This window comes from Ruegeria sp. AP11, assembly GCF_056535865.1.
On record NZ_JBQFJB010000002.1, the window covers coordinates 193,853 to 216,632 of the forward strand.

Annotated in this window: 21 protein-coding genes and 3 pseudogenes; 8 read left to right on the forward strand and 16 right to left on the reverse strand. The window is 54.2% G+C overall.

Annotated features, from left to right (window positions below; genetic code table 11):
- Window positions 1-33: 33 nt before the first annotated feature.
- Complete coding sequence (locus ACR3E4_RS18800; RefSeq protein ID WP_480536616.1) at window positions 34-870, reverse strand: LysR substrate-binding domain-containing protein; 837 nt, start codon at window positions 868-870, stop codon at window positions 34-36.
- Window positions 871-1,055: 185 nt separating this feature from the next.
- Between ACR3E4_RS18800 and ACR3E4_RS18805 the strand changes: the two genes are divergently transcribed.
- Both ACR3E4_RS18805 and ACR3E4_RS18810 read left to right on the forward strand, forming a co-directional pair.
- Complete coding sequence (locus tag ACR3E4_RS18805) at window positions 1,056-1,676, forward strand: trimethylamine methyltransferase family protein (protein WP_480536628.1); 621 nt, start codon at window positions 1,056-1,058, stop codon at window positions 1,674-1,676.
- Complete coding sequence (locus ACR3E4_RS18810; protein WP_480567136.1) at window positions 1,673-2,356, forward strand: IS6 family transposase; 684 nt, start codon at window positions 1,673-1,675, stop codon at window positions 2,354-2,356. The genes ACR3E4_RS18805 and ACR3E4_RS18810 overlap by 4 nt, the downstream gene beginning before the upstream one ends.
- 43 nt (window positions 2,357-2,399) lie before the next feature.
- On the opposite strand, the pseudogene ACR3E4_RS18815 reads toward ACR3E4_RS18810, so the two are convergent.
- From ACR3E4_RS18815 to ACR3E4_RS18840, 6 genes and pseudogenes are all read right to left on the reverse strand, one after another.
- Window positions 2,400-2,924 (reverse strand): annotated as a pseudogene (locus ACR3E4_RS18815) (IS6 family transposase); the annotation flags it as partial.
- Between the two features lie 101 nt (window positions 2,925-3,025).
- Window positions 3,026-3,784, reverse strand: a complete 759-nt coding sequence (locus ACR3E4_RS18820; RefSeq protein ID WP_480536633.1) for an SDR family NAD(P)-dependent oxidoreductase — start codon at window positions 3,782-3,784, stop codon at window positions 3,026-3,028.
- Window positions 3,785-3,802: 18 nt separating this feature from the next.
- A complete protein-coding gene (locus tag ACR3E4_RS18825; protein WP_480536632.1) occupies window positions 3,803-4,624 on the reverse strand; it encodes an ABC transporter permease in 822 nt (273 codons plus the stop codon).
- A 7-nt stretch (window positions 4,625-4,631) separates the two neighbouring features.
- Entirely contained in the window at window positions 4,632-5,483 is an 852-nt protein-coding gene (locus ACR3E4_RS18830) for an ABC transporter permease (protein WP_480536631.1), read from the reverse strand.
- Between the two features lie 38 nt (window positions 5,484-5,521).
- Window positions 5,522-6,685 (reverse strand): ABC transporter substrate-binding protein, encoded by a 1,164-nt coding sequence (locus ACR3E4_RS18835; RefSeq protein WP_093962198.1) that lies wholly within the window; start codon window positions 6,683-6,685, stop codon window positions 5,522-5,524.
- 34 nt (window positions 6,686-6,719) lie between these two features.
- The gene (locus ACR3E4_RS18840) at window positions 6,720-7,820 is read right to left on the reverse strand and encodes an ABC transporter ATP-binding protein (protein ID WP_237216008.1); all 1,101 of its coding nucleotides are present in this window, start codon (window positions 7,818-7,820) and stop codon (window positions 6,720-6,722) included.
- Window positions 7,821-7,985: 165 nt separating this feature from the next.
- Here ACR3E4_RS18840 and ACR3E4_RS18845 point away from each other — a divergent pair, with 165 nt between their 5' ends.
- Window positions 7,986-8,741 (forward strand): helix-turn-helix transcriptional regulator, encoded by a 756-nt coding sequence (locus tag ACR3E4_RS18845; protein ID WP_480567270.1) that lies wholly within the window; start codon window positions 7,986-7,988, stop codon window positions 8,739-8,741.
- 181 nt (window positions 8,742-8,922) lie between these two features.
- A complete protein-coding gene (locus tag ACR3E4_RS18850; protein ID WP_480567136.1) occupies window positions 8,923-9,606 on the forward strand; it encodes an IS6 family transposase in 684 nt (227 codons plus the stop codon).
- Between the two features lie 80 nt (window positions 9,607-9,686).
- Here the strand turns inward: ACR3E4_RS18850 and ACR3E4_RS18855 are convergent, their stop codons facing one another.
- On the reverse strand, window positions 9,687-10,001 hold the full coding sequence (locus tag ACR3E4_RS18855; RefSeq protein WP_480536680.1) for a type II toxin-antitoxin system RelE/ParE family toxin: 315 nt from the start codon (window positions 9,999-10,001) through the stop codon (window positions 9,687-9,689).
- Window positions 9,998-10,261: a type II toxin-antitoxin system ParD family antitoxin gene (locus tag ACR3E4_RS18860; protein WP_480536679.1), complete on the reverse strand. Its 264-nt coding sequence runs from the start codon at window positions 10,259-10,261 to the stop codon at window positions 9,998-10,000. The genes ACR3E4_RS18855 and ACR3E4_RS18860 overlap by 4 nt, the downstream gene beginning before the upstream one ends.
- Before the next feature lie 194 nt (window positions 10,262-10,455).
- Between ACR3E4_RS18860 and ACR3E4_RS18865 the strand changes: the two are divergent.
- A pseudogene (locus ACR3E4_RS18865) lies at window positions 10,456-10,617 on the forward strand (plasmid partitioning protein RepA); the annotation flags it as partial.
- A gap of 10 nt (window positions 10,618-10,627) precedes the next feature.
- Here ACR3E4_RS18865 and ACR3E4_RS18870 read toward each other — a convergent pair.
- Window positions 10,628-11,385 (reverse strand): IS5 family transposase gene (locus tag ACR3E4_RS18870; RefSeq protein WP_480536684.1). Its coding sequence is split into 2 segments (ribosomal slippage): window positions 10,628-11,061 and window positions 11,061-11,385, totalling 759 coding nucleotides; the frame shifts between segments, so codons are not numbered across the junction.
- 64 nt (window positions 11,386-11,449) lie between these two features.
- On the opposite strand from ACR3E4_RS18870, the pseudogene ACR3E4_RS18875 reads away from it, so the two are divergent.
- Both ACR3E4_RS18875 and ACR3E4_RS18880 read left to right on the forward strand, forming a co-directional pair.
- Window positions 11,450-11,890: pseudogene (locus ACR3E4_RS18875) on the forward strand (transposase); the annotation flags it as partial.
- Between the two features lie 482 nt (window positions 11,891-12,372).
- Complete coding sequence (locus ACR3E4_RS18880) at window positions 12,373-13,005, forward strand: tyrosine-type recombinase/integrase (RefSeq protein ID WP_480536601.1); 633 nt, start codon at window positions 12,373-12,375, stop codon at window positions 13,003-13,005.
- Between the two features lie 465 nt (window positions 13,006-13,470).
- On the opposite strand, the gene ACR3E4_RS18885 is transcribed toward ACR3E4_RS18880, so the two are convergent.
- Window positions 13,471-14,133 (reverse strand): HAD family hydrolase, encoded by a 663-nt coding sequence (locus ACR3E4_RS18885; protein ID WP_480536589.1) that lies wholly within the window; start codon window positions 14,131-14,133, stop codon window positions 13,471-13,473.
- A 138-nt stretch (window positions 14,134-14,271) separates the two neighbouring features.
- Here ACR3E4_RS18885 and ACR3E4_RS18890 point away from each other — a divergent pair, with 138 nt between their 5' ends.
- On the forward strand, window positions 14,272-15,429 hold the full coding sequence (locus tag ACR3E4_RS18890) for a sugar-binding transcriptional regulator (RefSeq protein WP_480536590.1): 1,158 nt from the start codon (window positions 14,272-14,274) through the stop codon (window positions 15,427-15,429).
- Window positions 15,430-15,480: 51 nt separating this feature from the next.
- On the opposite strand, the gene ACR3E4_RS18895 is transcribed toward ACR3E4_RS18890, so the two are convergent.
- The 5 genes from ACR3E4_RS18895 to ACR3E4_RS18915 form a co-directional block, all read right to left on the reverse strand.
- Complete coding sequence (locus ACR3E4_RS18895; protein WP_480536591.1) at window positions 15,481-17,958, reverse strand: glycoside hydrolase family 65 protein; 2,478 nt, start codon at window positions 17,956-17,958, stop codon at window positions 15,481-15,483.
- Window positions 17,864-18,847 (reverse strand): carbohydrate kinase family protein, encoded by a 984-nt coding sequence (locus tag ACR3E4_RS18900; RefSeq protein WP_480536593.1) that lies wholly within the window; start codon window positions 18,845-18,847, stop codon window positions 17,864-17,866. The genes ACR3E4_RS18895 and ACR3E4_RS18900 overlap by 95 nt, the downstream gene beginning before the upstream one ends.
- A gap of 60 nt (window positions 18,848-18,907) precedes the next feature.
- Window positions 18,908-19,975, reverse strand: coding sequence for a substrate-binding domain-containing protein (locus ACR3E4_RS18905; protein ID WP_480536595.1), 1,068 nt, complete (start codon window positions 19,973-19,975; stop codon window positions 18,908-18,910).
- An 83-nt stretch (window positions 19,976-20,058) separates the two neighbouring features.
- Window positions 20,059-21,219 (reverse strand): sugar ABC transporter permease, encoded by a 1,161-nt coding sequence (locus ACR3E4_RS18910; RefSeq protein ID WP_480536596.1) that lies wholly within the window; start codon window positions 21,217-21,219, stop codon window positions 20,059-20,061.
- 12 nt (window positions 21,220-21,231) lie between these two features.
- Window positions 21,232-22,764, reverse strand: a complete 1,533-nt coding sequence (locus ACR3E4_RS18915; protein WP_480536598.1) for a sugar ABC transporter ATP-binding protein — start codon at window positions 22,762-22,764, stop codon at window positions 21,232-21,234.
- Window positions 22,765-22,780: the final 16 nt, after the last annotated feature.

Genomic DNA, 22,780 nt, shown 5'->3' on the forward strand with positions numbered 1-22,780 from the left:
AATATTAAGTCGATGATGTTCAAGCAAACGAGGTCAGGATTGGGCTCTTAGCCAGGCCGAGAATGCAGCCACGGCGTCCGTAGCAACGGTGCCGTTCGGTTTAACCAGAAAGTACCCGTAGTTGGGCAGCTCAATTTCGGACAACCGGAACAGCCGTTGGGCCTCCAAATCAGCCGACACAAGGTCATCCATCAAGGCAATCCCCTGCCCGTCGATGACGGCTTGCACCCGGACATTGGGGTCAGGAACGATCAACACATCCTGCCGCGATTGCTGGGGCAGATGTGCGGCGGTCAGCCAATCGGACCAGGCGTTGCTGTCATCGCGATCTCTGAGCAAGGTGAGTTGTGATATGGCCTCGTCCATTCCCAATTCCTCAACCAATCGGGCTGTGGAGGCGTTTCCTACGGGATAGGGCGGCATCGGCATGAAGGGCGTCACACTGCCGTGACTGAACTCGCCGTTTCCCCATCTGATCGCCAGATCAACATCCGGCATCTCGTGATCAGAGAATTCGATCATCGGCTGAATGCGCAGCTGCACATCCGGGTGGCGTTGCATAAAGGTCATCAGACGTGGGGACAGCCACCGCGCCGCGAAATAGGTCGACACTCCAACAATCAGGGATCGCGATACGCGCCCCTTAATCTCCAGAATATCAGCTTCAATTTCCTGATAACGGCTCTGGCAAGCCGCCAGAAGCTTCAACCCTTCATCCGTCAAGGTAACGCCGCGTGTCGTGCGGCGGAACAGGGCCATCCCCAGATCTGCTTCAAGCGTCTTGATCTGATAGCTAATCGCACCCTTGGTCATGTTCAGCGCTGCGGCAGCGTCTGAGAAACTGGAATGCAGGGCAATCTCGGCGAACAACCTAAGCAGGTCATGATGGCGAAAGTGTCGGCGCATACCAAATTAGTACAAAATTTTTGAACGCGATGGCCAGAAAATTTCGATTTCCAACCGGGCAAAAAACGCCAATCATTTCAGGGAACAAATGAAACGGAGTTTCGCGTTTGGGTGCTTTGAACACCACCACGGACATCTCGAAACCGGCAGTGCGCCGCAGCCGCTCCCGTCGTGATCGACCCTCATGTGGTGACACGATTTCTCCGAGCGCTCCGTTCTCGACGCGAAAGATACCTGCATACGAATTGCTAAATGACGCGGCCTTGGCAAGGATCGAAGACCAGGCGGATTGGATTCTTACAAAGATAGGCGTCGAATTCCGGGGCGATCATGAGGCGCTCGAATTGTTTGCCGAGTCAGGCGCTCACGTTGAAGGTGAGCGCGTTCGGTTTGACCCGGGGCATGCACGCGACCTTTGCGCAACAGCACCGTCCGAGTTCAAATTGCATAGTCGGGATTCCGCCAGAACCGTGACCCTCGGTGGCGACAATATTGTTCTGATGCCGGGTTACGGGTCTCCCTTTGTTAGCGATCTGAGCAATGGAAGGCGATACGCGACGCTCGAAGACTTCCGCAACTTTGTAAAACTCACATACAGTTCCCCTGCCCTGCATCATTCCGGCGGCACGGTGGTCGAACCAACGGATGTGCCCGTAAACAAACGACATCTGGACATGATGCTGGATCTGTCGCAAACTTCATCCCCAACCTGTCAGATCGAACGCAGTTCTGGTAACGCATGCTGGACCATGGCAGGGGGCAAACCGTGACAATCTCATTTAAGGGCGCGCATTTTCCGAAAGACGTGATTTTGCACGCGGTTTTCTTCTACCTGCGCTACGGTGTGTCATATCGGGATCTGGAAGAAATCATGGCGGAACGCGGCGTTGATCTGGATCATGCAACGCTGAACCGCTGGGTCAGTCGATATGCTGGCCTCATAGCTGAAGCAGCGCGGTATAGAAAGCGTCCCGCCGACCGTTCGTGGCGCATGGATGAAACCTATGTGCGGGTCAAAGGGAAATGGGTTTATCTTTATCGAGCGATCGACAAACACGGCAAGACCCTTGATTTCATGTTGTCCGAGCGCCGGAATAAAGCCGTTGCGACGAAGTTCTTCGCCCGCGCGCTTGAGGTGAACGGATTGCCTCGCAAGATCGTCATCGACAAAAGTGGCGCCAATACAGCTGGCATTAAGGCGATCAACAAGATGCTCAAGAGCTTTGGTTGTCCCATCCCGATTGAAATGGTCAGGCGGAAATACCTCAATAACATCATTGAACAGGATCACCGCTTCATCAAACGAAGGATCAGACCCATGCTGGGGTTCAAATCTTTCGCTTCAGCCGGATCCGTCCTGGCAGGCATAGAACTGGTCAACATGATCCGCAAAGGTCAATTCACGCCCGGACTCCGTCCATTTCAACAGTTCATCCAACTAGCGAGATAATCGACGCTCCAACTCCATCTATCCGCCCTCAAAGAAATTTGCGACGGAACCCCTGTTCCATGATGTTGTTCAAGTATTTCCGCCTGACCATTTCAATTGGGACCGGGCAACCAAAACCTTTCAGCATCTTGTTGATGGCCTTGAGGCCAGCGGTGTTAGCTCCACTTTTGTCGATGACTATCTTTCTCGGAAGGCCGTTGACCTCCAGCATTCGGGCGAAGAACATGGTGGCCGCGAGTTTGTTTCGACGCTGGGAAAGCATAAAATCAAGCGTCTTGCCGTGCTTGTCGACAGCTCGATAGAGATAGACCCAATTGCCTTTCACCTTGATGTAAGTCTCATCCATTCTCCAGGAGCGGTCGCACGGTCCCTTTCGACGACGCGCCGCTTCACCGATTGCACCTGCATACCGCGTCACCCAGCGATTCAGCGTCGTGTGATCCACTGCAACGCCTCGCTCATGCATGATCTCTTCTAGATCGCAATATGACACACCGTATCGGACATAGAAGAACACAGCGAAGAGGATCACATCCTTCGGATACTGCGCGCCTTTGAAAGAGATCATAAAAACTGACTTTCGACTTCAATATTTCGATATCCATTCACTCGAAGCACTTATGAGCGTCAACGGTCAAAAGTTTGCAACAGATCCGGTCTAACCCATCACTAAATGCATTCACCGCCATCGATAACTAAGGCTTGCCCCGTCATAAAAGCGGATTCATCTGAAGCTAAATAGACGATCCCATGGCCAATCTCTTCAACTGTCGCCCACCGGCTCATAGGGATCGCTTGCTCAATGTAGCTTTCCAATTTGGCGCGGCCACCCATCTGATTTTCGAAGCCTGCATTGAAGGGCGTGTCTACAAATCCAGGACAAAGGGCATTGAAACGGATTGCATGGACAGCGTAGTCGGCTGCCATCTGCCGAACCATCGCAACAGCTGCGTGCTTTGTGGTCGCATAGGCAATCATACCCCGGTCGTATTGAACCCCAGAATTTGAGGCCGTGACGATCACGCTGCCTCCGCCCTGTGATTTCATATGGGGGACGGCTGCACGCGCGGCAATGAAGTGGGCGCGGACGTTCAATGCCCATGAAGCATCCATTCCATCTGGTTCCACCTGTTCCAGTGTTCCTTCGATCTGCAACCCAGCATGAGAGTGCAACACGTCGAGCCGACCGAAGTTTTTAACTGCTTCGTCTATGGATTTGGTAAGGGCATCGTCGTCAGTTACATCAAGCTGTAAAGCTGATGCTTGATTTCCCTGCGCAACGATCTCGGCCACAGTGGCTTCTGCAAGTGTTGCATCGCGATCGGTTACCACAACACGCGCACCTTCTTTTGCCATTGCCATTGAACCTGCCCGACCAATTCCTGATCCCGCGCCCGTCACGAGCGCGACTTTACCTGCAAGCCGCATGTCACTTGGCTCCTTTATTTAACTATTCGGTTTTGAGGCGCCTCGGCGCAAAAGCAGTTGCGCTGCAACGAGCAACAAGAGCGACGCGCCCATAACCATAGCGCCGATGGCATTGATCTCGGGTGTTACGCCGCGCCGGATGGATGAGAATATGTAGATTGGCAGGGTTGTCTCCGAGCCAGCTACGAAGAACGCGATGATGAAATCATCAAATGAGAAAGTGAAGCTGAGCAGAAAGCCTGCCAAAATTGCCGGTGCTATCAACGGCAGCGTCACCTGCCGAAAGGTGCCCCAAGGCGTCGCAAAGAGGTCAGCCGAGGCTTCCATGAGCGCACGGTCCATACCCGATAGTCTTGCACGTACGATGATTATGACCAGCGCCATTGTGAACATGGTGTGCGCGGCGACAAGCGTGGGCATCCCCATGGAAAGTTGCGGGGGATTTGCTCCATCGGGCCATAGGCTTGCAAGAAGCGGGTTTAGCCAGCCGAATACGGTGACCAGGGCAATGAGTGTCGCGATGCCGATGACGATACCGGGTATCATTATCGCAATATAAATCATCGCATCAAACAAAGTTCGGAGCCATCCCTTAACCCCTTGTAAAGCGATGGCCGCCATGGTTCCGAGAGTGGATGCGAGGCAAGCAGTTATGAATGCCGCAAGCAGACTGGTCTCGAGCGCGTCCATAACAAAGGGGTTGTTGAGCGCTTTGCCATACCATTGGGTCGAGAAACCCATGAACTGGCTTGCGTGTCGTCCGGCATTGAAGCTGAAAAGCGCGATGATGCCGATGGGAATATAGAGAAAAAGGTAGACGCAAATCGCGTATAAGCGCATCGGATCCTCACATCAGCGAGACATCTTCGCGCTGGCCACCCAGGCGCGAGATGAATTTCATGTAAATTGAGACAGTGACAAGCATTACGACAACCAGTGTCATTGCGACCGCCGATCCGTACGCCCAGTTTCGAGACTGTAGAAACAGGTCCACCAGCGCATTTCCGACGAAAAAAACCTTTCCACCGCCCAAGATCGCTGGGATCAGAAACTCGCCCATCAGCAAGATGAAAACCAGCATGCAGCCAGTTGCAATACCAGGTACCGACAAAGGAAGTGTCACCTGACGGAACGTACGCCATGGGGTAGAGCCGAGATCAGCCGAGGCTTCCAGAAGGCGTTTATCCAGTTTGTCCAAGCTTACAAAAATCGGGAAAACCATCAAAGGTAGATACCCATAGACAATCCCCACAAGCACAGCGAGCGGCGTATTTATAAGGCGGACATCATCGATGCCGATCGACTCCAGTAAAGCTGGCAAGCCACGCCCGCCAAGGATGAAAATCCATGCGTATGACCGGATCAGGATCGATGTCCAGAACGGCACGATCACCAGGATCAACAGCGAAGTTCTCCACTTTGGTGAACAACGCACCGCAAGAAAGTATGCGAGCGGGTAGGCAATTATCAACGCAGCGATAGTCCCCAGAGGTGCAAGGATCAAAGTGTTCTTAAACGCCGTCCATCGCGCAGGAAGGTTGGCATATTGTTCCAACGTGAACGCTGGAACGTAGCCTCCGGCGGCACCCCGTTCGCCAAAGGAAAAGACGAAGACGACCAGCAGTGGAAGGGCAAGCATTACCAAAAGCCAAACTCCTGCCGGTGCCAGCAACAGTGCTTTTCTGCCTCGTTCGGTCATATTGTCCTCGTCTTTTCTGATATTGGCGGCCTTGCCGCTTAGGCAGACTTGAAGCGGGCGAGCAACTCGGCACGGTTTGGATCGGTTAGCGTAGCCGCCGCGCCAAACTCGAGCGCATTCAGAAGGTCAGCTGCCGGATAAAGGATCGGATCTTCCAGTAGTTCCTTCGGCAGCAACGCATTGGTGCGAGCATCAGCCGATGGATAGCCGTGAGCGAGGACTTCTTTCGCATTAACTTCCGGGTTCAGCAGGAAGTCGATCAAGGCATAAGCGGCATCCATATGGGGTGCGCCCTTAGGAATAGCGTAGTAGTCGGACCAGAGTTCACCGCCCTCAGTTCCCAGAACGTAGGCGATTTCAGGCATGTCGACATTCATCTGCTTGCCGTCACCTGTCCAGCACATCGTCATCCAGGCGTCACCGTTACGCATCGGTGGCTGATAATCCGACGAGATTGCAAACAGATGCGGTTTGGCATCCAGCAACAATTTCTCGGCATCCGCCAGTTCCTTCTCATCGACCGAGTTGAAGGAGTAGCCGAAGTATTTCAGTGCATTACCGATGGTGGTGAGTTGGTAATCATGCACCATTGTCCGGCCTGAGTAACCTTCCATAGTAAGGTCCCAGAACTCTTTCCATGTGGTTGGAGTCGGAGCGCCGTCAAGCTTGCTGGTGTTCACTGCAAAGCCAGTCGTGCCCCAGTTTTTTGGGACCGCGTAAAGCTGGCCATCGACAGAACCGGCATCGGAAAAGCGCTGTTCGAATGAACCTGCGTCGTAGTTTGGCAGTTTGGACGTATCGAGCGGGATGATCAGATCTTCACCCACATACGTAGTGATCGTGTAGTTGGTTGGAACGAAAACGTCCCAGCCAGACCCTCCAGCCTGAAGTTTTGCCAACATCTCTTCGTTCGAGCCAAAAACATTGACCTGAACATGGGCGCCAGTGGCTTCCGTGAAGGCTTCGAAGTTCATCTCGTCATGGTAGTTCGGCCATGTGGCGAGGATCACTCGGTCGCCAATGTCCCCGGCAGCAAATGCCGGGCGTGGACGCAACCCAGGAATGGCCGTGCCCAGAACGGCCGTTGCCATCCCAAGACCTGTCACGCCTAAGAAATGTCGCCGTGTAACCGAACCCTTTTGGTACCGGCGAAGCTCTTCCATGAACTTTTGCTTGGAAATAGTCCCATTATCCTTGGTCATTGTGAACCTCTCTGTTGTTGGATTGCGGGATTTGTTATTTTTCCAGGATCAGCAGTGCGCCTTCGCCCCATGAAACAAAGGCCTGCTCTCCTGCATTGAACGTCCCCTCGTTCAATTCCGCTTGCCTTGGCACAAGTACATGGAAATCACCCAGTGCTTCATTGCGCGCAAGGTATTCTGTGTGCTCCCCAAGGAAGATCCGATTTTGAATGGTAACTGGCAGAGCGATTTCAGCTGTGGGTAGCGCGCGGGTCAGCGTGATCTGTTCAGGACGGATACTAACGCACACTTCCTGCCCTGCATCTATTGGAATCTCCGGAGTTCCGTGCACCTTTTGGCCACTCGCTAAACGCACAGTGATTTGGTCGGCTGCTGAGTCAGTCACAGTTGCATCAAAGAAATTAGAGGTGCCTACAAATCCAGCCACGTAGCGGCTGCGGGGCATGTCATAGAGTTCGCGTGGGCTGCCAACCTGCACAATACTGCCGCCTTCCATCACACAAATTCGGTCGGACATTGAAAGCGCTTCTTCTTGGTCGTGCGTGACGAGGACAAAAGTTATTCCCAGTTGTCGTTGCAGGTTCTGCAGTTCAAACTGCATTTCTTTTCGAAGCTTTCGATCCAGAGCAGCCATTGGTTCATCAAGCAGCAAAAGCTTGGGCTCGTTTACGATCGCACGCGCCAAAGCGACGCGTTGCTGCTGACCACCAGACATCTCCCAGATGCGACGTGGGCCAAACCCACCAAGACGGACAGTTTCCAGCGCTTGCTCAACCTTTGTCGCGATTGTTTGTTTGTCTACGCGTGGTCGTTGTTGGCGCAGGCCGTACGCGATGTTGTCGAACACGCTTAGGTGAGGAAAAAGAGCATAGTGCTGAAACACCATGTTGACTGGGCGATGGTGCGCATCCAAGTCGTTGACGACTTCTCCATCGAGCAACACCTGACCTTCGGTAGGCTTCTCGAAACCTGCCAACATTCTAAGCGCAGTGGTTTTGCCGCAACCAGATGGGCCTAAGAACGACAGGAACTCTCCTTTCCCAATGGAAAGATTCAGGTCTTTGGCGGCGACCACATTCCCGAAGGTCTTGGTCACTCCTCGGAGTTCCGCAATCGTCTGCATGGTGACGCTCATGTCAAAGCTCATATACTGCCGTTTTCCTTTTGCTTGATTTTTTGGCATTTGTTGGCATACCACTCAAACAAGGAAAAAGTAACAATAACTCGGAATAACTGTATATACCACAATTGGGGTATAGAAGTGCTTTTCGAAAATCTGGAGCGACGTGTGTACGATTGGATGGAAGAGGCCGGCAGGGTCGTGGAGAAGATCGGAACCCCAGAATTTCCATGTGCTTTGGCAGATGGCTTACGGCAGGTCGCACCATTTGATTTTACGGTGGTGTTTGGCCATGTCGGAACCGAAGCACCAATAGACATTCACGACGATTTCCCCAAAAGCAAACGGCGTATTTTTGTTGAGGATTACCAAGCCGGGCCCTACGTACTTGATCCATTTTTTTTGGCCGCGACAAAACCAATAACACCGGGTCTGTACCGCATGCGCGATATCGCACCGGACAGGTTCTATCAGGGCGAATACTATCGCAGCTATTACAAAAGGACTGGGTTAGCAGAGGAGATTGGCTACTTTATCGATATCCCAGGCGTTGGGATGGTTGTGGTCTCGCTCATGCGAGCAGAGAAGCCTTTTTCCGCCAAGGAAATTCGTCATTTGCAAGCTCTATGGCCGCTCGTTCGGGCAGCCTGTTGCAAACATTGGAGTGACTTTCCAACGATGGCCCGCGGCGCCGCAGCGAATGGCGTTAGTCGTCGCGTTGATCTAGCATTCCAGGCATTTGGCGATGGCGTTCTGACGTCACGAGAACGAGAAGTCGTTGAGTTCACATTGAAAGGCCATTCGGCAGAAGCTGTTGGCACAATTCTCGGCATCTCTCCAGGCACAGTCCGCATCCACAGACGCAACATTTACGCGAAACTTAGGATCAACTCGCAGGGTGAGCTTTTTTCAAAGTTCATTGAAAAGGCGCTTTAAAAGGTTCCTTGAATACCCGCTTTGTCCGCGTTTTTACGGTTCATGCAGCGCGCAGCGAAGGTCAGCATTTTTTATACGATCATGCCCCGAGCCGAACGGATCTGTCGCAAACTTCATCCCCAACCTGTCAGATCGAACGCAGTTCTGGTAACGCATGCTGGACCATGGCAGGGGGCAAACCGTGACAATCTCATTTAAGGGCGCGCATTTTCCGAAAGACGTGATTTTGCACGCGGTTTTCTTCTACCTGCGCTACGGTGTGTCATATCGGGATCTGGAAGAAATCATGGCGGAACGCGGCGTTGATCTGGATCATGCAACGCTGAACCGCTGGGTCAGTCGATATGCTGGCCTCATAGCTGAAGCAGCGCGGTATAGAAAGCGTCCCGCCGACCGTTCGTGGCGCATGGATGAAACCTATGTGCGGGTCAAAGGGAAATGGGTTTATCTTTATCGAGCGATCGACAAACACGGCAAGACCCTTGATTTCATGTTGTCCGAGCGCCGGAATAAAGCCGTTGCGACGAAGTTCTTCGCCCGCGCGCTTGAGGTGAACGGATTGCCTCGCAAGATCGTCATCGACAAAAGTGGCGCCAATACAGCTGGCATTAAGGCGATCAACAAGATGCTCAAGAGCTTTGGTTGTCCAATCCCGATTGAAATGGTCAGGCGGAAATACCTCAATAACATCATTGAACAGGATCACCGCTTCATCAAACGAAGGATCAGACCCATGCTGGGGTTCAAATCTTTCGCTTCAGCCGGATCCGTCCTGGCAGGCATAGAACTGGTCAACATGATCCGCAAAGGTCAATTCACGCCCGGACTCCGTCCGTTTCAACAGTTCATCCAACTAGCGAGATAATCGACGCTCCAACTCCATCTATCCGCCCTCAAAGAAATTTGCGACGGAACCCCCGGCAGCGGACTTGTTGGGGTGAAACTTTAGCTGCGGCGTCCCGCACGAGTGATCCAGTCAGCTCCACCGTAAGTGATCGACAACACGTAGACTTCTCGGGCTTCGTCATAGACTGTAAAGGCGATCACCGCGCGGCGGGCCGCTGGGATGGCGCGCAGGCCCGGCAGGATATGATCACGCAGTGTACCGATATGGGGTAGAGTACGAAGGCTTTGCGCGACCTCGGCAATCTCCGCCAGCTTACGGCGCGCGATATGTGGGCCGGCATACTCTTCGATCAGTTCCGAAATGTTTGTCAGATCATCCGCCACCGACGGGTGGTAGCGCAGTCGATACGTCACCCTTTGCGGTCCAGACGGCGCATTGCAGGAGCAAAAACGTCGTCATGTTCGAAAAATTCCGAGCGCGGGGTTGCCGCCCGACGGCGGATTTCGTCGGCCATCGCGTCCAAAGCGACCTCGCGGACCTCATCATCCTCAATCATCCGCTCAACCGCCGCAGCAACAGCGGCCGAGGCCGAGGCATAGACCCCCTGCCCCACTTTATCTTTGAGGAATCGGTGGTGGCGATCGGTGAAACTGAGCGTGGTTTTGATGGTCATATCGGGCCTCCAAGGTCATACTTGGTCATACCTATAGCCCAAGTCAAGCCCGATTGACTTGTGGTGCAGGCCTTTGAGGCCACAGGATATGGAAATAACACTTGCAAGAATCGTAGGTTCTGCCCCATTACTTACGGAAAGCAGTGAATAAAACGGCGGCAAGCGTAACAACGAAGCGCCAAAAGAGGGCAGAGATGGAGCAAGCAACCGCAGGTGCCACCGTATCGGAGGCGCAGCAATCTGGCCATACGCAGGAACGGATCGACCTTCTGGTTGGCGATCACGCCCAGCGGTTGTCTGAACGACTACAGGCGCATCGCGCGCAGTTGTTCCCGCCCGACGCCAAACGATCCCTAGGGTCAGGATTCATAACCAGTAGATGACGACGGCTGCGAGCGCGATGGCCGAGAGGAAGACCTTGGGACACCTGTCGTAGCGGGTTGCCACGCGTCTCCAGTCTTTGAGCCTGCCGAACATGATCTCAATGCGGTTGCGCCGTTTGTATCGGCGCTTGTCGTATTTCACGGTCTTCTTGCGCTGTTTTCGTCCAGGGATGCAGGCGCGTATCCCTTTGTCTTTCAACGCATCTCTGAACCAGTCGGCGTCGTAGCCTCGGTCTCCGAGCAGCCATTCGACCTTTGGCAAACCGCCCAGCAATGCCCGTGCGCCGATATAGTCACTGACCTGTCCGGCGGTGATGAAGAGGTCGAGCGGTCGTCCCTGGCTGTAGCAAATGGCGTGAAGCTTGGTGTTCATACCACCTTTGGTCCGGCCAATCAGGCGACCGCGCCCCCCTTTTTAGCGGCCATGCTGGTCGCTGTTCGATGTGCCTTCAGGTAGGTCGCGTCGATCATGACTGTCTTCTGTTCGCCGTGCTCGGCAGCTAGCCCCACCATCATCCGCGCGAATATGCCCTTTTCGCTCCAGCGCTTCCAACGGCTATAAAGCGTCTTGTGTGGGCCATAGGCTTCAGGAGCGTCGCGCCACCTTAACCCATTGCGGTTGATGAAAATTATCCCGCTCAGAATCCGCCTGTCGTCGACCCTTGGCTTACCGTGCGACTTTGGAAAGTAGGGTTTCAGACGCGCCATCTGTGCGTCGGTCAGCCAGAAAAGATTGCTCATGTCACCGCTCTGTTTTCGGAGCCGTGAATCACGCAGCGCTCGGGAAATCAATGCATCCTGACCCTACTTATCGCGCTACACCCACCGCAGCGCGATATCCAACAGTCGCCTGATCCGGTTCGATGAGACCACCGTCACCTTCCGCGTCAAGAATTACCGCGTCAATGGCGCCGGACGGCATACCACCATGACGCTCGCAACCGGGGAATTCATCCGCCGGTTCCTGATCCATGCCCTGCCAAAGGGCCAGCACCGCATTCGCCATTACGGCTTCTTCGGCAACGGCGCCCGTGCCGCCAATATCGCCCGGATCAGGGACCTGCTCGGAGACGAAACACCAGTTCCAGGTCTCGCTCGCGATGACACGATCGAGAGTGCCGATGCGCCCACCCGCGTCCTCGCGATGCCATGCCCATGCTGCGGTGGCCGATTGATCATCGTCGACACCTTCGCGCCCGCGCAACATCCCAGAGCGCCGCCAGGATCTGCGAGGGCTGCTGCATGAACCCCGCGCCTCAGTCCCAAGTTTGCGACCACAACCGCACACCGTGCTGGCTGCGGCCCATCCCGCTCGTCCAAATCCAGCCCTCATTGGTCCTCGGAACGCAGATATCAAGGGAACGCAACGCAGGACGGCTAAAAACCACCGCGCCCTACGAAGGGCATGCTCTCACCGGCCACCACGAACCCAGCCCGAGCAGTCGGATCCAAGGCACTCAAGCCTCCAAATCCCCATAGACCCAACCGGTCCACACAAACCCAACCCCGCGATTTCGTGCCTGAGCGCTTCTCCGACGCCAGACAACGCCACGCGCTACTCAAACGTCGCACAAGGCGTCCGAGAAACCTGCATCGAAGCTGCCCAATGCGTTTGCGTCGTTCGCCAATGAAACAGCAACCTGACAACGGCTATTCAAGCCACCAGTAAACTGAGGCGTCAGCGCTGTGCTGATGTCTGGGATTGGCGGGAGGATTGGAGAGCAAACTATGCCAAGAGTCCAACTTCCCGCTGTTACCCCGAAACGAAGAGCCTGGAACAAGGGCCGGATCATCGGCCAGAAACGACCACTGCTGCCGAAACAGGTCTGGGCGATCCGCGCGCGGCTCGAACTGGCGGGCAACCTGCGCGATCTTGCGCTGTTCAACGTGGCCATTGATAGCAAGCTTCGCGGATGCGATTTGGTGAAACTGGCCGTCACCGACCTAGTGAGGGACGATCGCGTTCGCAAACGCGTGTCCGTGATCCAGAATAAAACCAAGCGGCCCGTTCAGTTCGAACTCTCTGAAAACACGCGGGATACCATTGCCGCATGGATCAAGTCACCGGAGATGCTCGGCTGCCGTTTCATGTTTCCCAGCAGGTTTCATGACCGCCCGCATATCTCAACGCGCCAATATGGCCGGCTTGTGAGGGGTTGGGTGGCCGCGATTGGGCTAGAACCCAGTGGATACGGCACCCATTCGCTGCGCCGGACCAAAGCAGCTGAGATTTACCGCAAAACCGGAAATCTCAGAGCGGTTCAACTTCTGCTCGGTCACACCAAGGTAGACAGCACAGTACGGTACCTTGGTGTCGAACTCGAAGATGCGCTGAGCATTGCCGAGCAAATCGACATTTGATCCACGTTGGCGGGCGGCTCTTGCCGTTCGCCAATCCTGAGCGGACCTGCGTTCGCGGCGCAGCGGCGGGGCGGATCGAGCCCAGAGTGCCGGATGCTGCGCAGACGTAATTGCCGGACAACCATTGAAACTCGACGTTAGCGATATTGAGGACGGCCCGGAGCTGCCGTCCATTGGACAACTTCGATGCTGCGTTGCGGTTCGTCAAACTTGCAGTTCGCTGCCAGCGCGAGACAGGGGGAAGGCCAGTCGAACAGTTCGCGGATTTTCCGGGCCTTCAGCCAAACGCCTTACACGCGCGCAAACAGTCCCAGCAGTTTCAAGGCCGCATCGGAGCTTGGCTGAAGCGGCCAATAGTCCAGTTCGGACACCGAAGTTACGAGAGGTTGAGTACACGATGCTGAATCTTGGGTGCAGTTTGCTATCTGCCCCCAAGAAATCCAATTCTATATCGCTACACAGTACTCAAACCGACCGCTCAGACCTAGATCCATCTATCTGTTCAATATCGATCTCGGCCAGCGAAGAAACGACGCAGTCCGCGGCGGTTAGTTCACTCTCGTGATCTTCGTGAAGGAGACCAACGCAGTAGAAACCACCATTCTTTGCGGCTTCGACCCCGGAGGAGGAATCCTCGATCACGACACACTCATCCACTTCCAGCCCCAGCCCGCTGGCGGCGGTGAGGAATATATCAGGGTTGGGTTTTCCTTTTTCGACATCATCGCCCCCGATAACAACTGGAAAGGCATCCAACAAACCGGCTTTTTCAAGAACGGCTCGGACATTGGCGCTGCTGGAAGCAGCCGCCAGCCCGTAACCCTCGGACTGGCATTGTCTTACGAGGTGCACAGCAGCATCGAAGACACGAAATTCTCCTCGCTCGATCATTTCAACATAGTAGTCATTTTTTTTGTCTGCGGCGGATCTGACTTCATTTTCCGAATGCCGGGTCATGACCGCGCGCGCCCCGTCAAAACGTGGGCGTCCATCGACCAGCCGCCGGTATTCCGCCCTTCCAAACTCATATCCGTACTCTTCGAACATGCGTTTCCATGCCGAAAAATGCGCAGGAACGGTGTCGACCAAAACACCATCGAGGTCAAAGATCAGTCCTTTGATCGGCATGCTGAATCTCCTGGTTCGAGCCTGTGCCAGAAACACGTAGCATGTAGGGAATTTTCTTCAATCATCTGGCATGTGAATGTTTATCTGGCATAATTATTCACACTACCAGGTTCGTGTTACCAGACATTGTTGGGTCAAATGATTGACGTAAAAAAACTTCCATTCGAAGAACGCGCCCAGTGCGCGGCCTACATGCGCGCGACGCATAACATGTCACAGGTGGAAATCGGGGCCATTCTTGGAGGCCTGTCCCAACCACACGTATCGCGTTTGCTGAAACACGCTGAGCGCCAAAACTACCTGGTCATCGAACAACGCTTCGTCAAAGAACAATTCTCAGACGAGTGGATTGCCCAGATGGACGAATTGCTGGCACCTTCAGGGCTTAATTCTGATCTGAAACGATATTGCAACAGGAACAACCTCAGATCGCCTCGGCTTGGGGTGTTTGAAAGCGGCCCGGGGAACACCGAGGCTGCGCTGTCACAGCGACGGGCCAGATTTGGGCGAACGGCATCCGGGCGATTGATGGAACTGATCGAGAGATCGAACGTCGTAGGCGTTGCGTGGGGGCGAACGATTAAATCGCTGGCAGAAGGAATTGCCGCCTCAAGGCAACCCATAGATAAAACGAAAAAGACGGAGTTTGCAGCGGTATGTGCAGAACTGATGTCGCTGGCTCAGCATGGATACTCTGCCAGCCGGCTTGCCGAAACGTTTGATGAGCTATTTAACGATCAGCCGGAGGATAGCCCTCAGCTAACTGGATTCCCGGCGTACATTCCCCGTCACTATGATGAGACCATGCGCCGTTCCATCTGGCAGTACATCTCTGACACCCCAGGATTTCACCGCGTGTTTTCGGGGCCTGACGCGTTGATTGGCAAAATGGATATGCTGATTTCCAGCGTTGGGTCTTCAAGCACTCCGGTTCTGGGCAGTTTTGAAGAGTTGGTTCAGGCAGGCGGTTTAAGGGCTGATGATCTCCGGCAATTGGTCGTCGGAGACCTTGGCGGCATTTTGATCCCAAGGACGGAAATATCACAGGCCAAAATGGACCTGATTGACGAACTGAACGGGTTGTGGACCGGGATCAAAACAGAGCATGTCAAGGCCATCGCGGACCGAGCATTTGACGATCCTGACCAAAGTGGTGTTGTGGTCGTCGCGATTCAGAAGGAACGAGGTGATACGGTATTTGAACTGATCACCCGGGGGCTTGTTAACGAATTGCTCATCGATCACGCGGCGGCGGAACAACTGCACACGCGCGTTGCCGAGGCTCTTGCGGACTGACCGCAAGACCTCGGCACATCTTGACTTTTCCTGCGGGATTGGCCCCTGTCTTCACGCTGGCTGCGGTGCGAAGACCACTTCTTCTCCGGCAATCAAAGTAACGGGATGGCCCATCACCTCGATGTCTTCTTTCGTGCCGGACGGAGCGATCAGCTTAAACCGGCACGCGTCATGAGAAATCGCAACTTCGACGTCATTCCCCTGCCACTTCAGGTTAAACCGGATGGCGGACCATGCCTCAGGCAGCCAGGGTTTGAAGGTCATCTTGCCATGCTTGACCCGGAACCCGCCGAATCCACACACAAGCGACTGCCAGGTGCCACCGGCCGAGGCGATATGCATCCCGTCCTGCGTGTTGCCCTGATTGTTGACCAGGTCGACAAAAGCGGACCGTTCGAAATAGCGATGCGCCGAGGAAATGTCGCCGACTTCAATCCCCATGATCGAATGAATGGCCGGGCTGAGTGAGGACTTGTGCATCGTGCGCTTCTCATAAAACGCGTAGTTTGCTGCTTTGACTTCGTCCGAGAACTCATCTGGCAAGAGATAGTTTAACATGATCACGTCCGGTTGCTTGAGTAGCATCGAGCCATTCAATGAAAAGTGGTCATGCCCCTCGGGGTAGACCGGCATACGGTTTTTGTCCCATTCGGTGATCGAAATGTCCTTGAGCTGGAAATACCCTTCAAATTGCTCAATCAGATTGCGGGACGGGTCAAAGGGAACATAGATTTTTTCGGCCGTTTCCAACCAATTATCCACTTCCTTTTCTGTTAGATCTAACCGAATTCGCAATTCGTCATGAACCGCTGACGAAGCCTTGCTTAACTCTTTGAAAACACGCACCGATTGCTCCAGATGCCATTTCGCCATTCGGTTGGTGAACGTGTTGTTGTCGACATGTTCGTGGAACTCGTCCGGTCCGATAACGTTTGTCAGCTCGTACCGGTCCTTGTCTTTGTTCCATTCCAGCCGGCTGATCCAGAACCGGCTGGTTTGATACAAAACCTCGGCACCGAAATCGCGAAGGAAATCTCTGTCTCCAGTCGCCGCAACATAACTGAGGATGCCATATGCCACGCATGCGGTGACGTGAATCTCTTCTTCTCCAGTCCATATGCGGTTCGCGCCGTCCGCTGTCCATTTTGGTGTTGTCTCCACCCCGGTATCAGCGGCTTCCCATGCGTACTGCGCACCCTTAAGCCCATTCATTCGAGCGTTCTCAAGTGCGCCGTTCAACGTGTTGTAACGGTATTTCAGAAGGGCTTTGGCCGTCTCCGGCTGCGTGAAAATGTAGAATGGCAGCAGGAAGATCTCGGTATCCCAGAAAACGTGCCCTTTATACCCCTCGCCTGACATGGACTTGGCGCCGATGTTCGCGCGCGGGTCGTTTTCGTTTGCGGCAATCAGCAGATGATAGATGTTGAAACGCATTGCGCGCGTTGCTTCTGGATCGCCTATCACCTCGCAATCACAGGCGTCCCACTTTGCGCGCCATGCCGCAGCGCTTTCGCTCAGACAGGCGGAAAACCCCTTGGCTTGTGCTGTCTCCAGGGAGGCTTCGCATTTTGCTGCCAATTCTGCGCCGTTCAGATCTCGCGACGTATAAATTGACACCAGCTTTTCGAAAGTCAGGCTTTGTCCGTTGAGCGCCTCGACAGAGACGGTTTGTGAAACCTGCTCATAGCCACGGTTTGCGACTTTGAACTCGATGAAGGCAGGACAATCCAAGGCAGACGCCATACCAATCGAAATGCCAGTGTCCAGTGTCAGAGCTTCGATATATGACGCATCGCTGCTTGCATGTGACTGAGTGACCTTCATGTGCCGACTTTTGGCCCACTTCTCCCATTTGACTTCGGGGTGGAAGACGGGATTTCCCTGATAAGCTGGCAGGCGGTCCAGATTGTACCGTTGGGCATCCAGGGCGCTTTCGACAGTGATTTCGGACGAGTGGTTTTCTGGTGTGACGGTTAGGCGAATGCCGCAAATATGCTGATCGGAAAAACTGGCAAAGCGGATGCTGGTGATGCGAGTGCGACGGCCTTTGCTATCTTCAAACACCGTATCTCGGTGGAGAAATCCGGTCTGCAGATCCAACACGCGCTTGTGTTCGACCACTTTGCACGTTTGGACATCCAGAATTTCACCTTCGACACGGACCCGAAGCGGCAGCCAGGTAGGCACATTGACCTGATCGATCACCGTCGAGTCATGGTGATCGTAAACACCGGCCAGATAGGTGCCAGACAGCTCCCCTTTGTGGCCCTCTTCCAGAGACCCACGTGTCCCCTGATAGCCGTTGCCGACCGTGAAAATGGTCTCCTTGAAGTTCGCTTCATCCAGATTGAATTGGGTTTCTTCGATCAGCCAGTCGCTACTGCTCAGCATTGTCTGCATGTCAGGGCTCCATTCGGGTGATATTTCGGATAATTCAGTCGCCGTAGGTTTCGGCAATCTGACGTTCGGTTTCTTCCAGCGATCCGTAGACATCCAGTTCGCTGCTCGAGCAGCGCTGCGCTCCTGCACAGTTTCCGAACTGGCAGGCTTTGACGAAATCGCCAGTCTTGAGGTAGCCAAAAGCCAAGCCACCAGCAAAGCTGTCACCGCAGCCCGTGGTGTCGACCACGTCTTCGACAAGCACCCGCTTGACCAGATGTTCCCGCATCCGGCCAGTTGCATCGTTGTGGTAGACGGCGCAGCCGTGTTGATCCAGCGTGACGTAGAGCGCCTTGACGCCCAGATCCAGGCAGTGTTGGGCGAACTTGGGCAACTGGTCCATCGTGAGTTCGCTTATTTCCTGCAATTCGTCAGACCCGTATTCTCCCTTGAACCAACTGCATTGAGCCTCTTCCAAATTCATCTTCAGAAGGTCGATATGCGGAAGCCAGCGATCTCTGTCGATCCAGAATTTATGATACCGTTCTCCATGTGCTGAACACCCGCTGGTGGGACCATGCGCATCAAATACAACCAGACCATCGCTGTTGGCCTTGATGTATCGGATCGTTTCCAACGGAACCTCGAAATCCGTGATCGGAACGAAAACGAAAGCCTCGCAATCCATCAGGTCTTCGATGTCGTCGGGCAGGATCGGGTTCATGAAACCCGTTTGCTTTTCGTTGCGATGGTTTTGGTCCACGTAGACTAGATCGATCACTGCGCCCTGATCAGCGTCGCCTGTAACATGGCTGACATCCATATACGGAAACGCAGACAGCAAGTTGCGAACATTGTCTACGTCCGACCTGCGCACATGGCTGACAACGTTGATCCGCGAACCCGGACCGGCCAGCGAGGACATACAGACCGCTGTATAGACCGCGCAGCCAAATTTATTAAATTTCTCACCCTGATAGCTGGTGATATTGTCCCTTGGGATCGGGCCAAGGACTGCGACATTGATCTTGTCAGACATTTCGGTCCCTTGCTTTTATTCACTGTTTTGCCGACGGGCGTATGCGTGATTATAGCAGCTTCAGTTCTGATAGATCTGTTCGCTGGTATAGAACCCGCCATCGATCACCGTGCTGTCGATCGTATCTTTTGACACTGCGAAGACAGGGGTGATAACCGTCGGAATATCCGCGAAACCATTGTCGATCAGCGTATGCTCACCGATCAGTTCGCTGATTCCGGCATCCGGAGACTGCGCAATTTTCACAGCAATATCCGCCGCCTCATAGGCCAGAGGTTTGATTTGCTTCCAGATTTCCAGCGCCTGTACGTCGTCAGCAACCATTTGGACGTTTCTCAGATCAGCGTCTGACCCGGCGACAAAGACCCGATCCGCCGATGCCAGATCCTCATCCGACAATGCTGCAAGAACCCCGAAGGCAAGCCCGCTGTTATTGGCAATGAACGCGTCGATGTCGTTGTCATATTCGACCAGAAGGTTTTCGGCAGTGTCTCTGGCCATATCCGGAGACCAGTCCAAGTGGCTGCGATCTGCAACAAGTTCGAGCCCCGGATGATCGGCAATCACTTTCAACACACCGCTGCTGAGCGCTTCGGCATTGGCATCACCAGGCTGACCGCGGATCAGGGCGACCCGGCCTTTGACCTCACCGCGGGTATCATTCAGCCAGTCGACCATCGCTTCGGCCTGAAGCTGCCCGACGGCCCAACTGTCCTGCATAACCATGACGTCAAGCGGCCCGTCCTGCAGCATCGAGTCGTACCCGACCACTTTGACGCCTTGATCGTGGGCCAGATCAACCAGTGCTCCGGCGGTTGCTGTGTTGACGGGTTGTAGAACCAGAACATCCACCCCCAATTCCAGCATTTCCTCAACCTGCTGCAACTGGCGCAATGGATCATTGCCGCTGCTATCAAAGATCACGTCTGCACCTTGGGATTCTGCGCGGGCGATGAACAGAGATTTGTCTGTCTGATATCTGGCTTCCTGCATGGTCTTGAGCAGGAACCCGATCTTGGCGTTGTCCTGCGCTGCCGCAATCATTGGTAGCGATGCGGATAGAAGGCCGGCCAAACCCAAAGCTCTGAGGCCGTCTGTGCGTAAGGTTGCTAAAATGGACTGGACCATCGCTTACCTCCCAACTGTCATTCAAGATTTAGGGGATTTTGGCGTTGCCCCCGGTGCATGTGACCGGAGGCAGGCCAGCAACATTATTTTTTCTGCATCACATCGAACCAGACAGCGAGGATGATGATCAGGCCCTTGATGATCAACTGATAGAACGTGACCACACCAAGCAGGCTCATGCCGTTGTTCAGGACCCCGATCAGCAGGGCACCGATGATGGTTCCACTCACCTTGCCAGAACCACCCGCCAGGCTGGTACCGCCGATAACAACCGCTGCAATCGCATCAAGCTCGAACATGGTTCCAAGGTTGGGTGAGGCACCGTTCAGACGCGAGGCCAGGATGATACCAGCCAGCGCCGACAGGACCGAAATGACCGTATAGACAATCATCTTGGTGCGGACGACGTTGATGCCGGACAGGCGAGCCGCATCCTCGTTTCCGCCAAGCGCATAGAGGCGGCGACCAAAGCGGGTGCTGTTCAGCGTATAGATCCCGGCAAACGCAATGACTGCAAAGATCGCAACAGGAACGGGGATCCCTTTGTAGCTGGTGAACACGTGGAAGGCCAAAGCAAAACCACCAATCATCACGGCCCCGTTGACCAGCAACTCTTGCATATTCACATCGACGCCGTGAGCTTTGCTTTGTTGGACGTCCCGGAAAATCGAATAGACAGCAAGCGCAGCACACACGATCAGCACGATACTGGACATCATCGGCGGGATATATGCACCACCAATCAACGGAAACACATTACTCGTTACCGGTACAGAACTGCCGTTCGTCAGGGTCAGTGCCAAACCGCGTGCGATGGTCAGCATTCCAAGGGTTATGATGAATGGTGGTATGTTGAACTTGGCTATCCAGAACCCGTTCCACAGACCTATCCCGACACCCACGATCAAAAGAGTTGCAGGCACCGCCAATATTGTCGGCACGCCCCATTGCATCATGAGCGTACAGACAACCGCTGATAACCCGACGACAGAACCAACGGATAGGTCAATACCCGCGATCAGAATGACCATGGTCATGCCTACGGCAATGATCCCGATGATGGTAACTTGACGGGACAGGTTGCTGAGGTTCCGCGCAGTGAAGAACGCGTCGTCGGCAAAGCTGAGCCCAACGACAAGCACGATCAACGCAATTAGTGTCGCGTTGTCCTTGATGAAGTTTATCAGGTGGTTTTCCTTGGCGCCATTGACGCCAACACCTGCAACGTTGCTGTCAGCACTCATTTGCTTCCTCCCTTATGCGCTGCCGGTGGCATACGCCATGATTGCTTCTTTCTTCGCGTCGTCCCTTTCAAAGTTCGACACAATCTCGCCTTCGCACATCACCAGAATCCGGTCGCACATGCCCAAAACCTCGGGCAGTTCCGAAGAAATCATGATGACGGTGACACCCTGCTGGACCAGCTCGTTCAGCAGCTTGTAAATCTCGACCTTGGCGCCGATATCGATCCCGCGGGTAGGTTCATCCAGGATGAACACATCCGGGCGCGAGTTCAGCCACTTACCCAGAATGACCTTCTGCTGGTTGCCGCCGCTCAGCGTACCGATGACCGTGTCAATCGACGGTGTTTTAACGCCCAACTGGTCGACATATTCCTTAACGATTTTGCGCTCCTGCTGGGTGTTGATAATGCCCAGAACCTTTGAACTGATCGTCTCAAGCGAGGAAATCGTCGTGTTGAAGGAAATGGATTTGTCCAAAAACAGCCCCAAAGCCTTACGATCTTCGGTCAGCAGCGCGATGCCGGCATCAATTGCATCCTTCGGAGATTTGATTTCCAGCTTTTGCCCATTCAGCTTTACCTCACCGGTGGTCTGGTCCGGATAGGCACCGAAAACACCGCCAACCAATTCGGTCCGGCCTGCGCCCATTAACCCGGAGATGCCCAATATCTCGCCTTTGCGGGCAACGAAGCTTGCGTGCTTGACCAGATAGCTGCCAGGCAGGTCGGGGTTTGTGACGGACAGATCGTTGACCTCCAAAGTCACCTCACCCGGTGTGAAATCGACCTTGGGGAACATATCCTTGATGTCGCGCCCGACCATTCGGGCGATGATTTGATCCAGCGTGATATCCGCGATAGGCGTGACTTCACCAATCGTCTGGCCATCACGCAGAACAGCGATCCGGTCCGCGATCTGCTCGATCTCTTCCATCTTGTGCGAGATGTAGCACATGCAGACACCGTCGGCTTTGAGCTTGCGGATGATACGGAAGAGATCCTTGACCTCCTTATCGGTCAGCGCCGACGTCGGCTCATCCAGCACCAGTATCTCGGCCTTCAGCGACAGGGCTTTGGCTATCTCAACCATCTGCTGTTTGCCCACAGTGATATTTTGCACCAGATCTGTCGGACGGATGTCGTTGATACCCAGTTCGGTCAGCAGTTTCTGAGTTTCGGCAAAGGTCTGGTTCCAGTTGATCCTGCCCTTGGCATCGGTGAACTGGCGATCCAGAAAAATGTTTTCTGCAACCGACAATCCCGGGATCAAGTTGAGTTCCTGATAGATGATGCCAATGCCTGCTGCCTCGGCCTCTTTCGTATTTGCGAACCGGACTCTTTCGCCTCGCAGAAAGATATCGCCTTCGTAAGTCGGATAAGGCCAAACCCCGCTGAGCACTTTCATCAACGTGGATTTGCCCGCCCCGTTTTCTCCCATCAACGCCAGAAGCTCACCTGAGCGGGCTTCGAAATTGACATTGTTCAGGGCGCGAACTCCGGGAAAATCCTTGATGATACCCTGCATTTTCAGGACGACTTCAGACATGCTTTTTCCCATCACA

Coding starts and splice junctions, on each gene's coding strand:
- ACR3E4_RS18835 (WP_093962198.1), bottom strand. CDS start 6,685: ATGACCAAGGATAATGGGACTATTTCCAAGCAAAAGTTCATGGAAGAG.
- ACR3E4_RS18890 (WP_480536590.1), top strand. CDS start 14,272: ATGATTGACGTAAAAAAACTTCCATTCGAAGAACGCGCCCAGTGCGCG.
- ACR3E4_RS18905 (WP_480536595.1), bottom strand. CDS start 19,975: ATGGTCCAGTCCATTTTAGCAACCTTACGCACAGACGGCCTCAGAGCT.
- ACR3E4_RS18830 (WP_480536631.1), bottom strand. CDS start 5,483: ATGACCGAACGAGGCAGAAAAGCACTGTTGCTGGCACCGGCAGGAGTT.
- ACR3E4_RS18885 (WP_480536589.1), bottom strand. CDS start 14,133: ATGCCGATCAAAGGACTGATCTTTGACCTCGATGGTGTTTTGGTCGAC.
- ACR3E4_RS18915 (WP_480536598.1), bottom strand. CDS start 22,764: ATGTCTGAAGTCGTCCTGAAAATGCAGGGTATCATCAAGGATTTTCCC.
- ACR3E4_RS18820 (WP_480536633.1), bottom strand. CDS start 3,784: ATGCGGCTTGCAGGTAAAGTCGCGCTCGTGACGGGCGCGGGATCAGGA.
- ACR3E4_RS18845 (WP_480567270.1), top strand. CDS start 7,986: ATGGAAGAGGCCGGCAGGGTCGTGGAGAAGATCGGAACCCCAGAATTT.
- ACR3E4_RS18880 (WP_480536601.1), top strand. CDS start 12,373: ATGCCAAGAGTCCAACTTCCCGCTGTTACCCCGAAACGAAGAGCCTGG.
- ACR3E4_RS18825 (WP_480536632.1), bottom strand. CDS start 4,624: ATGCGCTTATACGCGATTTGCGTCTACCTTTTTCTCTATATTCCCATC.
- ACR3E4_RS18860 (WP_480536679.1), bottom strand. CDS start 10,261: ATGACCATCAAAACCACGCTCAGTTTCACCGATCGCCACCACCGATTC.
- ACR3E4_RS18910 (WP_480536596.1), bottom strand. CDS start 21,219: ATGAGTGCTGACAGCAACGTTGCAGGTGTTGGCGTCAATGGCGCCAAG.
- ACR3E4_RS18900 (WP_480536593.1), bottom strand. CDS start 18,847: ATGTCTGACAAGATCAATGTCGCAGTCCTTGGCCCGATCCCAAGGGAC.
- ACR3E4_RS18840 (WP_237216008.1), bottom strand. CDS start 7,820: ATGAGCGTCACCATGCAGACGATTGCGGAACTCCGAGGAGTGACCAAG.